The sequence below is a fragment of the uncultured Bacteroides sp. genome (genome assembly GCF_902472605.1).
GTDB lineage: Bacteria > Bacteroidota > Bacteroidia > Bacteroidales > Bacteroidaceae > Phocaeicola.
In genome coordinates this window covers 90,580-105,604 of the sequence record NZ_CABROP010000004.1, presented here as the reverse complement: position 1 = coordinate 105,604, position 15,025 = coordinate 90,580, and the positions used below count along the sequence as shown (strand labels likewise).

General features: G+C 46.8%; 11 protein-coding genes and 1 pseudogene. 6 read left to right on the top strand and 6 right to left on the bottom strand.

What is annotated here, in order from left to right; genetic code table 11:
* Positions 1-64 precede the first annotated feature (64 nt).
* Positions 65-1,276, bottom strand: coding sequence for a hypothetical protein (locus RDP42_RS01975; RefSeq protein ID WP_308762308.1), 1,212 nt, complete (start codon positions 1,274-1,276; stop codon positions 65-67).
* Between the two features lie 365 nt (positions 1,277-1,641).
* Here RDP42_RS01975 and RDP42_RS01970 point away from each other — a divergent pair.
* The 4 genes and pseudogenes from RDP42_RS01970 (at position 1,642) to RDP42_RS01955 (ending at position 6,468) form a co-directional block, all read left to right on the top strand.
* Positions 1,642-2,330 (top strand): annotated as a pseudogene (locus RDP42_RS01970) (hypothetical protein).
* A 103-nt stretch (positions 2,331-2,433) separates the two neighbouring features.
* Entirely contained in the window at positions 2,434-2,790 is a 357-nt protein-coding gene (locus RDP42_RS01965; protein WP_022354420.1) for a P-II family nitrogen regulator, read from the top strand.
* A gap of 48 nt (positions 2,791-2,838) precedes the next feature.
* Entirely contained in the window at positions 2,839-4,227 is a 1,389-nt protein-coding gene (locus RDP42_RS01960) for an ammonium transporter (protein WP_308762307.1), read from the top strand.
* 51 nt (positions 4,228-4,278) lie between these two features.
* The gene (locus tag RDP42_RS01955; RefSeq protein WP_303912314.1) at positions 4,279-6,468 is read left to right on the top strand and encodes a glutamine synthetase III; all 2,190 of its coding nucleotides are present in this window, start codon (positions 4,279-4,281) and stop codon (positions 6,466-6,468) included.
* Positions 6,469-6,561: 93 nt separating this feature from the next.
* Here the strand turns inward: RDP42_RS01955 and RDP42_RS01950 are convergent, their stop codons facing one another.
* Entirely contained in the window at positions 6,562-7,035 is a 474-nt protein-coding gene (locus RDP42_RS01950) for a hypothetical protein (RefSeq protein WP_308762306.1), read from the bottom strand.
* Positions 7,036-7,378: 343 nt separating this feature from the next.
* Here RDP42_RS01950 and RDP42_RS01945 point away from each other — a divergent pair, with 343 nt between their 5' ends.
* Together RDP42_RS01945 and RDP42_RS01940 are read left to right on the top strand one after the other, a co-directional pair.
* A complete protein-coding gene (locus RDP42_RS01945; protein ID WP_308762305.1) occupies positions 7,379-8,761 on the top strand; it encodes a hypothetical protein in 1,383 nt (460 codons plus the stop codon).
* 142 nt (positions 8,762-8,903) lie between these two features.
* Positions 8,904-9,623, top strand: coding sequence for a hypothetical protein (locus RDP42_RS01940; RefSeq protein WP_303912298.1), 720 nt, complete (start codon positions 8,904-8,906; stop codon positions 9,621-9,623).
* 283 nt (positions 9,624-9,906) lie between these two features.
* On the opposite strand, the gene RDP42_RS01935 is transcribed toward RDP42_RS01940, so the two are convergent.
* The 4 genes from RDP42_RS01935 to RDP42_RS01920 are packed head-to-tail and all read right to left on the bottom strand — an operon-like array spanning position 9,907 to position 15,020.
* Complete coding sequence (locus RDP42_RS01935; RefSeq protein WP_308762304.1) at positions 9,907-11,142, bottom strand: LL-diaminopimelate aminotransferase; 1,236 nt, start codon at positions 11,140-11,142, stop codon at positions 9,907-9,909.
* 13 nt (positions 11,143-11,155) lie between these two features.
* Complete coding sequence (dapF, locus tag RDP42_RS01930) at positions 11,156-11,962, bottom strand: diaminopimelate epimerase (protein WP_303912294.1); 807 nt, start codon at positions 11,960-11,962, stop codon at positions 11,156-11,158.
* 10 nt (positions 11,963-11,972) lie between these two features.
* Positions 11,973-13,643 carry an asparagine synthase B gene (asnB, locus tag RDP42_RS01925; RefSeq protein ID WP_308762303.1) on the bottom strand — a complete coding sequence of 557 codons (1,671 nt, stop codon included), beginning with the start codon at positions 13,641-13,643 and terminating at the stop codon, positions 11,973-11,975.
* Between the two features lie 33 nt (positions 13,644-13,676).
* A complete protein-coding gene (locus RDP42_RS01920) occupies positions 13,677-15,020 on the bottom strand; it encodes a glutamate synthase subunit beta (protein WP_308762302.1) in 1,344 nt (447 codons plus the stop codon).
* Between the last annotated feature and the right edge of the window lie 5 nt (positions 15,021-15,025).

Sequence of the window (15,025 nt, the reverse complement as noted above, 5' to 3'; positions counted from 1 at the left end):
AACACTTTGTGTATGAATTAGTTGGCTAATTTTATACTATTTACTGAATGTCCCTTTTTATGCACTAATTCTTCCAATGGACTTGTAAATAAGCTTGGAAACGGGTACCTTCCTGTACAGGAGTCAAGGGTAAATATCCATTTACGATTTTTCCCTCCTTCCATTCCAATGGATAGAGTTTCCTCATTCGCTGATGAAATGCAAGTGCCTCCCCGTCACGCGTATAATGTTCTACCACATACTCCCCTTCAGACAAAGAATGTACATACCTGTCATACAATATCCGAGAAAGTACCCCCATGTTCATACGCAGATTCACCTCTACACACGGATGAATCCGGAAACCGTCCTCCATACGGCAGACCATCATGTCCACTCCCAGATAACCTTGATAATTCCCGTCCAAGACTTTTTTCAACACCTCTTCCAGACGCTTCCTCAGCCGGTGTAATAAATCAGAAGATACAGAACGGGCCAGGACAGTTTCTATGGCCTCATTACTCCACAAGCGATTGGCCTTATAATTACCATGTACATCCGTATCAAAATAAGAATAGCCCACGAAGCGGACATCCCCTCTCTCATCCGAAAAGAATTCCATGGCAAAGTCTGCCACCTTATCATAAATAGGTTCTGCCATCAACACCCCCTGAACCTTTATTATTCGGGATGCCCACCCAGCCAGCTGCGTATTCCAACTCTCCGCTGAAACTTTCCAGAGCCCTCTTCCACTTCCCGACCAGGGAGCTTTCAGAATCACCTGTCGCCTTTCCTGTATAAAAAGCTCCACCTCTGAAAGATGGCTGCAAGCTTTCATCTCCCCACAGATTCCATCCCATCCGGAAAATGCCGGAAGAATTTCCAGACAACGCTGCCTGGAAGAAAGATACCTGAGCTGCTGCATCTTCTCCTTCGATGGCAGCAACGACTCCTCCACCCCTTCCTGACGTAATCGGTGAATCAGACAGGGTGTCCATCCCCAAGGACGATAACGCGCAGACAGCCATTCATCAGTCCAGTTCACCGCAGACAACACACGAGTCAACATCCTCCGTCCCTCTTCTTCTCGGCACACTTCAGTCAACTGCTGACGAAACAATTCCACTTGTTTCAGACAATCCACTTTCACTCCACACCCTTCGTCCGCAAACCATACCGGAAGTACTGACAAATCGGCAGCCATACGGATAATCTCTGCCGGTGCCTTATAATACGGAGTAAAGTTGGCCATTGCCATATCGTAGTCAGGATTGAACAAATATATAGCTGAATGCATACAAATCGGAATTAAAATATGACGCAAATGTACTGAAAATATAAACGTCAATATCGTTTCTCATGCTCAAAGTACCTCCCAAACAAGCCCTTTAACTGAAAATTTTTCAGAGGAACTAAACAAGTGTAACAAAAACACACGAAAAACATTTCAATTTGAAATAATATTCTAGTAAAAAACGAACAAACCGATAGCAGTTAAAATATAATACAAAAAAGAGAGCGATTTATTCAAATATATATCTAAAAGGAAGTACATTTGCATATCGAAAGACAAAAAGAAAGTAAAACATCAAAAGACAAAACAAAAAGACAATACCAAAAAGAGATAACAAACAACAACATTAACTAAAAACACGAAAGCAAATGAAAAGAATGTATCTCACCGGAGTTGCATTGCTCGCATTGGCAAGCACTCCAGCCATCTCGATGGCACAAGACAAAGTAGAAGCCAGCGTCGGAGCTGACCTTGTCAGCGGATATATCTGGCGTGGACAAGACTTGGGGAATGTCAGCATTCAACCTTCTGCCTCCGTGTCCTATAAAGGGTTTTCTCTTTCAGGATGGGGCTCTGTAGGTATTGACAAAGACGACATTTGACTTTGGGGTACAGCACCGGAGGATTCAGCGTATCGGTCACCGATTACTGGTTCAACAATGGTCCGCAGTACTTCCATTATGGCGCACACAACACAGCACATGTTTTTGAAGCACAGGTAGGTTATGATTTTGGAGTAGTAGCGGTCAACTGGTACACCAACTTTGCAGGAGCAGACGGAGTGAAAGCCAATGGCGACCGTGCATATTCATCCTACTTCAGTGTGGCAGCTCCCTTCAGACTGGGAGGTCTGGACTGGTCGGCCGAAATCGGAGCCACTCCATGGGAAACCAGCTTCTACAACAACGGAGCTACAGGATTTGAGGTATCCCACATCAGTCTGCAGGCCACAAAAGAAATCAAATTTACCGACTCCTTCTCACTTCCGGTATTTGCCCAGGCCATCTGGAATCCGGCCACAGAAGGTGCCTATTTTGTATTCGGACTCAGTTTTTAATTATAGAAACATAAATAGAGATAGGGATTAGCAATAGTAAGGTAAAAGAGATTATTACAGGATAACAAGAAACAACAATACAAAATACAAATACAACGTTATTATGAAGAAAATTGAAGCAATCATCCGTAGGACAAAATTCGAGGAAGTAAAGGAGGCACTTTTGGCCGCCGACATCGAATGGTTCTCCTACTATGAAGTAAGAGGTATTGGGAAAACCCGTGAAGGACGTATCTATCGTGGGGTGGTATACGACACCAGTTCCATTGAACGTATCCTGATTTCCATCGTAGTGCGGGAAAAGAATGTGGAAAAAACCGTACAGGCCATCTTGAAATCAGCCTATACCGGTGAAATCGGTGACGGCCGTATTTTCATTATCCCTGTAGAAGATTCCATCCGTATCCGTACAGGTGAACGTGGAGACATCTCGCTCTACAATGCCGAACAGGAAAAATAACCCGATTGGAGATTATGAACACAGGTATTAATTTAAAAGGTAAAAATCATGAAACTGTTTAAAAAAAGTATGCACGGCGCATACCGTAAAACTATCATACCCCTTTTCTTACTTCTTTTTCCATTAATTGCGGCTGCACAGACTTCTCCTGAAGAAGCAGGCACAGTCGACAAAATCTCAGAATTGTCTACCGGTATCAATACCGTTTGGATGCTGCTGGCAGCCATGCTGGTATTCTTCATGCAGCCGGGATTCGCCTTGGTAGAAGCCGGATTCACCCGCAGCAAGAATACAGCCAACATCCTGATGAAAAACCTGGTCGACTTTATGGTAGGTTCCATCTTGTTCTGGTTCATCGGATTCGGACTGATGTTCGGTGTAGGTGACGTATTCGGCACTCCTCACCTCTTCGATCTGGCAGCTATGGACAACATTATTCAGAACGGCCTGCCTATCGAAGGATTTCTGATTTTCCAGACCGTGTTCTGTGCTACTTCTGCCACTATCGTATCAGGTGCCATGGCCGAACGTACCAAGTTCTCCATGTATCTGGTCTATACCATAGCCATCAGTGTCTTGATTTACCCTGTATCCGGTCACTGGACATGGGGAGGAGGATGGCTCACCAACGCTGACCCAAGTTCATTCATGATGTCTTTCTTCGGCTACACCTTCCATGACTTTGCCGGTTCTACAGTAGTACACTCTGTAGGTGGATGGATTGCACTGGTCGGCGCGGCCATCCTTGGTCCCCGCCTGGGAAAATATGGCAAAGACGGAAAGTCAAAAGCTATCCCAGGACACAACTTGACACTCGCCTGCCTGGGTGTATTCATCCTGTGGTTCGGCTGGTTCGGTTTCAACCCAGGTTCACAGCTTGCCGCTGCTACTTCTGGTGATCAGACAGCAATCTCACATGTTTTCCTGACAACAAACTTGGCAGCCTGCACTGGAGGTATCTTAGCATTGGCAGTCAGCTGGATTAAATACGGTAAACCCTCACTGTCATTGACTCTCAACGGTATCCTTGCCGGATTGGTCGGTGTCACAGCCGGATGTGACATTGTCTCTCCTGCAGGTGCCGCTCTCATCGGAGCTATCTGCGGAACAGTTATGATCTTCTCAGTAGAATTCATCGAACACCGTCTGAAAATTGATGACCCAGTAGGTGCTTCTTCCGTACACGGTGTATGTGGTAGCCTTGGAACCATCCTTACAGGTTTGTTCGCTGTAGATGGAGGAACATTCTACGGAGGCGGTTTTGGATTCCTCGGTGCACAGATTTTCGGTGTTATCATCGTGGGCGGTTGGGCTGCCATCATGGGATACATCATCTTCAAAGTACTCGACAAAGTTCACGGCTTGCGTGTTCCGGCCAGAGTGGAAGAAGAAGGATTGGATATCTACGAACATGGAGAATCCGCTTATAACCATTAAAATAAACATTCACTACTAACTAATAAATAACCAATAAAAATTTACAGTAAAATGTCAACATTAAGATTCAGAGTAGTAGAAAAGGCCTTCCAGGCAAAACCGCTGGAAGTACCTGCTCCTAAAGAAAGACCGGGAGAATACTTTGGCAAATACGTATTCAACAGAGAAAAAATGTTCAAATACCTTCCTTCTACGGTATTTGCACGGCTCATCGATGCCATGGACAACGGTGCGGCTCTTGACCGCCAGATTGCCGATGCGGTAGCCGAAGGTATGAAACGTTGGGCCAGCGAACTGGGAGCCACCCACTATACTCACTGGTTCCAGCCGCTGACGGAAGGTACTGCTGAGAAGCACGACGCATTTGTAGAACACGACGGAAAGGGTGGCATGATGGAAGAATTCTCCGGAAAACTGCTCGTGCAGCAGGAACCGGATGCTTCTTCTTTCCCGAACGGTGGTATCCGTAACACCTTTGAAGCTCGTGGTTACAGTGCATGGGATCCTTCATCACCTGTGTTCGTAGTAGACGACACTTTGTGTATCCCGACTATCTTCATCGCTTATACCGGTGAATCACTTGACTACAAAGCACCGTTGCTGAAAGCTCTCCGCGCAGTCAACAAAGCTGCAGTAGACGTATGCCACTATTTCGATCCGAATGTGAAGAAAGTAATGGCTTACTTGGGATGGGAACAGGAATACTTCCTGGTAGACGAAGGCTTGTATGCTGCACGTCCGGACCTGTTGCTGACAGGACGTACTTTGATGGGTCACGAAGCATCTAAGAACCAGCAGTTGGAAGACCACTATTTCGGTGCCATCCCGACTCGTGTAGCTGCTTTCATGAAAGACCTTGAAATCCAAGCTCTTGAACTGGGTATTCCGGTAAAGACACGCCACAATGAAGTAGCACCGAACCAGTTCGAGTTGGCTCCTATCTTCGAAGAATGTAACTTGGCCGTAGACCACAACATGTTGATCATGTCACTGATGCGTAAAGTGGCACGTACTCACGGATTCCGTGTGCTGTTGCACGAAAAACCGTTCAAAGGTGTCAACGGTTCCGGTAAGCACAACAACTGGTCACTCGGTACAGATACCGGTACACTGCTGATGGCTCCGGGAAAGACTCCGGAAGAGAACCTGCGCTTCATCACCTTCATCGTCAACACCTTGATGGCAGTATACAAACACAACGGACTGCTGAAAGCCTCTATCATGAGCGCTACCAACGCACACCGTCTGGGAGCCAACGAAGCACCTCCCGCCATCATCTCTTCATTCCTGGGAAGCCAGTTGAGCAAAGTGCTTGACCACATGGAAGACAGTGCAACCGACGAATTAATTTCTCTGGGCGGCAAACATGGTATGAAGCTTGACATTCCGCAGATTCCGGAACTGTTGATTGATAACACCGACCGTAACCGTACTTCTCCATTCGCCTTCACAGGTAACCGTTTTGAATTCCGTGCGGTAGGTTCAGAAGCTAACTGCGCCAGCGCCATGATTGCCTTGAACACAGCCGTAGCTGAACAGCTCACTGAATTCAAGAAAGAAGTAGACGAACTGATTGAAAAGGGTGAACCAAAGATTTCTGCCATCATTCAGGTAGTCCGCAAATACATCAAACTGAGCAAGCCTATCCGCTTCGACGGCAACGGTTACAGCGACGAATGGAAAGCAGAAGCTGCCCGCCGTGGTCTGGACTGCGAAACCAGCTGCCCGGTTATCTTCGACCAGTACCTGACAGAAGACAGTGTACGCATGTTTGAATCAGCAGGCGTCATGACACGTAAGGAACTGGAAGCCCGTAACGAAGTGAAATGGGAAACTTATACGAAGAAAATCCAGATTGAAGCCCGTGTATTGGGCGACTTGGTAATGAACCACATCGTTCCGGTAGCCATTGAATATCAGAGCAAGCTGATTGACAATGTCTACAAGATGAAACAAATCTTCCCTGCAGAAGAAGCTGAAAAACTGTCTGCCGAGAACTTGGCTATCATCCGTAAGATTGCTGAACACACTTCTTACATCAAGGAACACGTAGACACAATGGTAGAAGCACGTAAAGTAGCTAACAAGATTACTGACGAACGTGCGAAAGCTGTTGAATATCACGACAAGATTACTCCGATGCTGGAACAGATCCGTTACCACATCGACAAGCTTGAACTGATTGTCGACGACCAGATGTGGACACTTCCTAAATATAGAGAACTGCTGTTCATCAGATAATCCACACCCTAAAGGATTATCTCTTATTTCTTATTGGTTGTTTGAGAAAGAGGCCGCGACCGTGGAGGTTGTGGCCTCTGTTATTTTTCACCACTACCCAATACTTGGTGTCATTTCGCATTCCAGCATATCAAGACAAGCAGCCAGTTCATTCGCCAGTTCCGGAACCAACCGACACATCTTTGCAGCCAATTTTATCATCATCGAACGACTACTGTCCGTTTCCTTTTTATCTACTGCATGGGTAAGGCAAAAATCAAACAAGTCCGTCCTGAAATTCTTAACCGTGGACAAGTCAATCAAAATAGAAAGCACAAGTCCTCGGCGTATCTTCAAATCAGCCTCCATTACTTGGTCTGCAATCTGATGGTAAAAGGGAGAAACATAAAGTCTCTTATCCTCTGTCGGTAAATGATAGAGTATCCATGCCACATTGGAAGCCACCCGGGCATCTTCCGCACAAAGCATAAGGTCACAAATTTTGCTGATACCAGCCTCATCATGATGCAACTCACGGGACAAAGCCATTACTTGCCACTTGGACAGCCTGTCATGCAAATGTTCCATTACTTGTTCGCTTTTTTTATACTATTGCGACAAATCTAAAAAATAAGCTCCAGAATAACAAACGGAAAGCAGTCTTCTTCTCGCAAAACAGACGTAAAAACAACCCATTTCAGACTCACTCCACCCTCCCTAAAAAACGCAAGTACGTTTTGTTTCGAACGCAAGTACGTTTCAAATAAAACGCAAGTACGTTTCAAATAAAACACAAGTGCGTTTCAAATAAAACACAAGTGCGTTTTTTCAAGCCCTCAGAATTCCTGAAAAATCTTTTTTTATTCAAAAAATATACAGTTTAAAAGGATTTTACTATCTTCGCCCACAAACTAACTAACCTAGCTAACCCATGTCTTCCTTCCAACATCACATCACCTTGTTGAAGTACTCCGGAGGAGTGCTGTCTCTACTTTTATGCATGCTTTTCTCATGCACTCCATCGTCTCATAAAGTGCCTTCCTCACAGACTGAGGAAACGAACCCTCAAACCGACAGCCTGCTGCAGTTCAAGATTTATCTGGAACAAGCCCGTATCAGCCGTTTCAAAGCAGATACCCTGGAAGAAAAACGCGCTTTAGAAGAAGCTGAAAAAATGGCCCGGTTCTTGAACGATTCAGCCTCATATGCTGACTTATGGCAGGAAAAAGCATTGTATTTTCTACCGCAGAATCCTGAAAAAGCCAAGGAGTATTTCCAAAAGGCACTGACCTACATGGCCTCCGGAACCTTGACAGCCACCGTACACAATGAACTTTATCTTTCACGCATCTACCTGGAACAAGGACAAGCGGACAGTGCATTCCATTATGTTGACAATGCCATCCACAATAACCTCTCCCACAAAGAGACGCCCATCCTGCACCTTCAAAAAGGATACATCTTTGCCTCCCTTCTGCAAGCTGATTCAGCCGTACATTATATCCTGCCTATTCTGCCCAATGTGTCCCTGAAGCAACGTACAGAAGCTTATCGCCGTCTGTTTGAAATGTACAGAAAAAAGAAAGACGTGAAACAGGAAAGCCACTATATGCGCAAATACATCCGTTCACACGACTCGCTGAGCACGGAGCGGAAGGAAATGGTCATCGGAAAAATACAGGATATGCAGGAATACAAACTGCAACGTGAACGGGCCAACAAGGCAGAAATGGAAACGGCTCACCACAAGCTGATCTTCTACCGGATTGTGGTGGCACTGGGACTGGTAATTCTGATTCTGCTACTATTACTCCACCGTATCCGCACGCACAAACAGAAGCTGACCGCAGAACTCAAGGAAACCCAATGGATGCGGATGGAAGAAAGTTTGAAACGGAAAGAGGCTGAAGTAGCACTGGCTCACGAACAGGAACGACTGAAACAGCAGGAAATTGACCGGCTACACAAAAGTGTGGAATATTACCAGCAACTGAATGCCATTACCCTTCCCTCACTCCTGCGGAAAAGAAACTCGCAAGGAGCCCTTCACCTGACAGAAGACGAATGGGAAATCATCCAGCAGAATACAGACACGTGCTTTGACCGCTTCACCACACGCCTGAAAGAACGCTATCCCCAACTCACGGAAGAAGAGCTACGCTTCTGCTGCCTGATAAAAATGAATCTGCCGCTGGCCATGCTGTCCGAAATCTACCACATAGCCAAGGGTAGTATCTCCCGCCGGAAAATGAGACTGAAAGAGAAAATGCACATTGAAAACATCAGTTTTGATGAGTTCATCGAGGCCTTTTAAGTACGATGTACATCAGAAAAACTATCAAGCACTTAGTAATCAATAATTTACATATAGACTGTGTACATCATTATTTGCTAATAGTTACGGATAGACGCTCTATCTTTGCCACCGTAAATCTAACCCAAACATGTGCAAATTTATGAATGTAAAACAACTCTTTTGTTGGATGATGTATGGCTTATTGGTTTTCTTCACTGCGGGATGCAGTGGAGAAAACTCTGAAGATTTGCCAGACAACGTATCAGTCTATCAGAAATATCTGGTCGCTTTTTCCGACTCACAACCTACGCTGGCCTATGCCCATTTTTCACGGGAAAAAGACACTCCCCTGAAAGATATCAGACTGACAGGAGGCTCATCTGTCAAGGCAAACGGCAAGGATATGGAATTCAACACTTTGGACAGAAACGCCATTTTCGGTTATTCTTATTTCGTCTCACTCGGAAAAGACGAAACAGTGTCGTTCGCGTTCCAGCGTACCCAACAAAAGGAAACGCGCATGTGGGTCAACTATGCCTATAAAGAATGGATCAACCCCATACATATACCTTCCACACGCACCACGGTGACCAATCAGGAAATGATAGGATGGACGGGAGAAAAAATAGCGGCCAATGAAGAACTGGAGGCCACGCTGGATAACCCCAACCACCAGGAAGAATATACCGTATATTATGGAACCCTGAACAAAAGCCGCGACGGAGTTTCTTTCGATAAGGTGCCCAAAGGAAAATATATGCTGACGTTAAAAAGAAGCATAAAACTGGAAACCAAAGACAACGATACTCCCGCCAAAGGAGAAATCGTATTGGTCTTCTATGACAAGAAAGAAGTGATCGTTGAAGAACAAACTGAATAAAAGAAAAGGCAGCAGAATAAAAATTCTGCTACCCTTATAACCCTGGCTATATCCCTAATTCCACAGGTGTATGGACTCCTATGAAGAAAATCACAACTTCCCCCTTTGGAGTCTTTATCCTTTGATAATCTCTCTGGGATACACCTTCTCTAACCTTGACCCTTACTCTCTGGCGTCCGGGAAATTGTTTTCGATGGAAAACAAGCCCCATCCCGGGAAACGCCCATTTTTTCATTCACTCTCTCGATTGGGATAGGCTGGCGGTTTTAGGAACTGGGTCGGATTAACGTCCGGCCCAGTTTTTTATTCTACTCATTGCTTCCTGGCAGTCTTCGCGATTACCGAAAGCGGTCAAGCGCAAAAAGCCTTCTCCGCTGGGTCCGAAACCTACTCCAGGAGTACCCACTACATTCACTTCGTGAAGCAACATATCGAAGAAGCTCCATGAATCCAGACCTTCCGGTGCTTTCACCCAGATATAAGGTGCATTGACACCACCATAGAGGGTAAATCCGGCACCCTGCAGACCTTCACGCATCAGGCGGGCATTCTCCATATAGTATTCAATGGTTTCCTTGATTTCCGCCTGACCTTCGGGAGTATAGATGGCCTCGGCACCCCGCTGGGTAATGTAGCTGGTTCCATTGAACTTCGTACACTGACGGCGGTTCCACAAATGGTTCAGGGCGACCAGTTCACCAGAAGTCGTCATGGCCTTCACTTCTTCCGGTACCACGGTATAACCGCAACGTACACCGGTAAATCCGGCAGTCTTAGAGAAGCTGCGGAATTCTACCGCACAAGAACGGGCTCCTTCAATCTCATAAATGGAATGAGGCACATCGGCTTCGTGGATGTAAGCTTCATATGCTGCATCATATAAAATCAGTGCCTTGTGCTCCAATGCGTATTCTACCCACTTCTGCAATTCAGCCTTCGTCAATGTGGTTCCGGTCGGATTGTTCGGATAGCACAGGTAAATCATGTCTACCGGTTCTGTGGGAAGAGACGGCACAAAATGATTTTCTGCCGTACAGGGCAAATAAGTCAAGTTGCTCCACTGGCCGTTTGCTTTCAGGTCACCAGCGCGTCCGGCCATGACATTGCTGTCGATATATACCGGATATACCGGGTCGGTCACGGCTACCTTGTTGCCTGTACCAAGAATATCGCCAAAGTTACCCGTATCGCTTTTCGCTCCATCGCTCACAAAGACTTCCGTAGGACGCAATTCAATTCCTCTCGGCTGATAATCATGAGCCAGAATAGCCTGAATCAAGAAATCATATCCTTGTTCGGGACCGTATCCATGGAAAGTAGCCGAACTGGCCATTTCGTCTACGGCATGGTGCATGGCCTTGATGGAAGCTGGGGGCAGCGGACGAGTCACGTCGCCAATTCCCAGGCGGATGAGTGCGGCCTCCGGATGGGCTGTTTTAAACGCATTTACTTTTTGGGCTACGCTCGAAAACAAATAATTTCCGGGCAATTTAATGAAGTTTTCGTTAACTTGTATCATGTGATGTTTTGTCTTACTCTTTTAATTCTATTGTTCCGTCAAATACTTTGACCGCAGGACCGGTCATATACAAATGGGCTCCCTCTCCTTTCCAGTCGACCGTCAGCTTACCCCCGTCCATACAAATAGTAGCATGATCGCCGCATCTGCCGGTGAAAGCTGCTGCAACCGCAGTGGCACAAGCACCTGTGCCGCAGGCCTGCGTAATGCCGGAGCCTCTCTCCCACACCCGCATGCGGATGGTTTCCTTGTCCAGCACCTGGGCAAACTCCACATTTACCCGGTCGGGGAACAGCGGATGATGCTCAAGCACCGGTCCTACTGTGGCCAGATCCACCTCTTCCATCTTCTCCACGAAGATGACCAGATGCGGATTTCCCATGGATACAGCAATTCCCTTCTGATAAGGATAAGACTCACCTAAATCCACCGGATGAATATCGGCTGGAATACCCATATCGACCCGTACGCTCTCCACTTTCCCGTCATTTACTTGCAAATGAAGTTCCTTGATTCCGGAAAGCGTATCCAAAAGGATGTCTGTTTTTGTAGTCAGTCCGTATTCGTATAAATACTTTCCGATGCAGCGGCTGGCGTTTCCACACATCTTGGCTTCCGAACCGTCGGCATTGAAAATGCGCATGCTGAAATCAGCCTTGTCTGAGGCACCTATCAGCACCAGTCCGTCACTACCTATCCCCGTATGAGGACGGCTCCACTCAATTGATTTTTCTTCAGGGTTCGTCAATGGGTATTTCATCGTATTCACATAGATGTAATCATTACCCAAACCGTGCATCTTTGTAAATTCAATCTTCATAAAAATTTGCTTAGTTTTTATATCCTTCTTCGTGCACATCGGCCACTGCACGTCCGCTCGGCTCATTGACATTTGCGAAAGCCTTGTCCCATGCCAGTGCTTCTGCCGTAGAGCAGGCTACACTCGGCACACTCGGTACACTCTTGGCCGCACTGTCGCTCGGAAAATGTTCCTCGAAGATGGAACGGTAGTAATATTCTTCTTTGTTACGTGGAGGATTGATGGGGAAACGTTCAGCTGCATGAGCCATCTGTTCGTCGGACACCTCTTTGGAAGTAAATTCCTTCAGCGTATCAATCCAACTGTATCCCACTCCGTCACTGAACTGTTCTTTCTGACGCCATGCCACGCTCTCAGGCAGCATGTCGGAAAAGGCCTCGCGCACAATCTTCTTCTCGATGGTCTTTCCCGGACACATCTTGGCTTTCGGGTTCAAACGCATCGCGATATCCAAGAACTCTTTATCCAAGAAAGGCACACGTCCTTCCACTCCCCAGGCGGCCAATGCCTTATTGGCCCGCAAACAGTCGTACAGATAAAGTTTTGACAACTTACGCACAGTCTCTTCATGGAAAGCTCGTGCATCGGGAGCCTTGTGGAAGTAAAGATAACCGCCGAAAATTTCATCAGCTCCTTCTCCACTAAGCACCATCTTGATACCCATACTCTTGATGACACGAGCCAGCAAATACATCGGAGTAGACGCACGGACGGTAGTCACATCGTAGGTTTCAATGTAATAAATCACATCGCGAAGGGCATCGAGTCCTTCCTGAATGGTATAATGAATTTCGTGGTGTACCGTACCGATATAGTCGGCCACTTCACGCGCCTTGGCCAGGTCGGGTGCTCCTTCCAGTCCGATGGCGAATGAATGAAGCTGGGGCCACCAAGCAGCCATCTGTCCGTCAGTTTCTACACGGCGGGCTGCATAACGCTTGGCAATGGCAGAAATAACAGAGCTGTCCAGACCACCTGAAAGCAATACGCCATAAGGCACATCACTCATCAGCTGTCCGCGAACTGCCTTTTCCAGTCCTTCACGCAGGGCACTCACTGAAGCCGGCGCATCGGCCACTGCCTCATAGCTAGTCCAGTCACGCTTGTACCAACGTACCATCTTGCCTTCCTTGCTGGAATAATAATGTCCCGGCAGGAAAGGTTCATAGCGTTCACAAAATCCCTCCAGCGCTTTCAGTTCGCTGGCACAATATACTTTTCCATCGCTGTCATAACCGATGTAAAGAGGAATTACTCCAATCGGGTCGCGGGCAATCAGGAACTCATCCTTCTCTGAATCATAAAGAACAAATGCAAAAATACCATTCAGTTCTTCCAAGAAGTTAATGCCATGATCCCGGTAAAGCGCCAGAATCACTTCACAATCGCTACCGGTCTGGAACTCATACTTACCCGCATATTGTTTACGGATGTCGCGATGATTGTAAATCTCGCCATTGACAGCCAGTACAACCTTCTTGTCGGGTGAATACAACGGCTGTCCCCCGCTCTCCGGGTCGACAATTGACAAACGTTCATGAGCCAGAATAGCTGACCCTCCGCAATAAATTCCACTCCAGTCGGGTCCGCGGTGACGAATCTTACGAGCCATCGCCAAGGCTTTTCCACGTAATTCTGGAGTTTGTTGTTTAATATTTAAAATAGCTGCAATGCCACACATAATCGTTCTATTTATATTTTGTATGAAAATCTATTATTTCCGGCTCAGATAAGCATCAATGTCGGCAGCTGCTTTACGTCCGCCTGCGATACATTTTACTACCAGGCTGGCTCCCGTAGCAGCATCACCTGCCACAAACACATTCTCCGGGAACTCCGGCTGTACCGGACGAAGGAAGCCCATGGCCAACAATACCAACTCAGCTTTCAACACTTCTTTCTTGCCAGTCGGCTTCATGACCGGACGTTCGCCTTCTGCACCCGGAATCCATTCAACCTCTTCTACTTCCACTCCGCAAACTTTTCCATCCTTTTCCAGGAAACGATTGGAAGTCAAGCTCCAGCGGCGTACACAACCTTCTTCATGGCTGCTGCTGGTCTTCAGCACAATGGGCCACTGCGGCCACGGAGTTTTCGGATTATAACCTACCGGCGGTTTCGGCATGATTTCAATCTGTGTCACGCTAAGTGCTCCCTGACGGTTGCTGGTACCGATACAGTCACTACCGGTATCTCCACCGCCAATAACCAGCACATTCTTTCCTTTGGCACTGATGCGTTCATCTTTCGGAATCTGCTGACCGGCCAGCACACGGTTCTGCTGTGCCAGCATCTCCATGGCAAAATGGATACCTTTCAGTTCACGGCCCGGGATGTTCAAATCACGTGCCTGCGGCGTACCCGTACAAACGCAATATGCATCGAAACCTTCAGGCAGATGAGTGACATCAATATCGGTATTTACCTGGAAAGTAATTCCTTCTGCTTCCATTACCGCAATACGACGGTCAATGACCGACTTACTGAGCTTAAAGTTCGGAATACCGAAACGCAACAGTCCGCCTACATATTCCAGCTTTTCAAAGACTGTGACCGTATATCCTTTTTGGTTCAACTGGTTGGCTGCAGCCAGTCCGGCAGGACCGGAACCGATGACGGCTACCGATTTCCCATTCCGCTTATACTGACGAGGCTGTACGTAGCCTTCACGGAAGGCTGCTTCAATAACAGCTGCTTCATCCTCACGGATTGTGACCGGCGCATCCATACTCAGTTTCAATACACAACTTTTTTCGCACAATGCCGGACAAATACGTCCGGTGAACTCCGGAAAGTCATTGGTTTCGGAGAGTATTTCATAAGCTTCTTTCCATTTTCCCTTGTAAATGGCATCCTGGAACTCAGGAGGGCGATTGCCCAGCGGACAAGCCCAGTGGCAGAAAGGCACCCCGCAATCCATACACCGCGATGCCTGCAACTTACGCTCACTTGTGTTCAACGTCTGTTCCACTTCACTGAAGTCTCTGATACGGTCGTGTATCGGACGATATCCGGCTTCTTGTCTGGGAACGGTCAGAAATGCTTTTGGATTTCCCATATATA

Bases quoted from the DNA above. Each gene is read 5' to 3' on its own strand.
- RDP42_RS01960 (WP_308762307.1), top strand. From the start codon at position 2,839: ATGAAACTGTTTAAAAAAAGTATGCACGGCGCATACCGTAAAACTATC.
- RDP42_RS01955 (WP_303912314.1), top strand. From the start codon at position 4,279: ATGTCAACATTAAGATTCAGAGTAGTAGAAAAGGCCTTCCAGGCAAAA.
- asnB (WP_308762303.1), bottom strand. From the start codon at position 13,643: ATGTGTGGCATTGCAGCTATTTTAAATATTAAACAACAAACTCCAGAA.
- RDP42_RS01965 (WP_022354420.1), top strand. From the start codon at position 2,434: ATGAAGAAAATTGAAGCAATCATCCGTAGGACAAAATTCGAGGAAGTA.
- RDP42_RS01975 (WP_308762308.1), bottom strand. From the start codon at position 1,276: ATGCATTCAGCTATATATTTGTTCAATCCTGACTACGATATGGCAATG.
- RDP42_RS01940 (WP_303912298.1), top strand. From the start codon at position 8,904: ATGAATGTAAAACAACTCTTTTGTTGGATGATGTATGGCTTATTGGTT.
- RDP42_RS01920 (WP_308762302.1), bottom strand. From the start codon at position 15,020: ATGGGAAATCCAAAAGCATTTCTGACCGTTCCCAGACAAGAAGCCGGA.
- dapF (WP_303912294.1), bottom strand. From the start codon at position 11,962: ATGAAGATTGAATTTACAAAGATGCACGGTTTGGGTAATGATTACATC.
- RDP42_RS01945 (WP_308762305.1), top strand. From the start codon at position 7,379: ATGTCTTCCTTCCAACATCACATCACCTTGTTGAAGTACTCCGGAGGA.
- RDP42_RS01950 (WP_308762306.1), bottom strand. From the start codon at position 7,035: ATGGAACATTTGCATGACAGGCTGTCCAAGTGGCAAGTAATGGCTTTG.
- RDP42_RS01935 (WP_308762304.1), bottom strand. From the start codon at position 11,142: ATGATACAAGTTAACGAAAACTTCATTAAATTGCCCGGAAATTATTTG.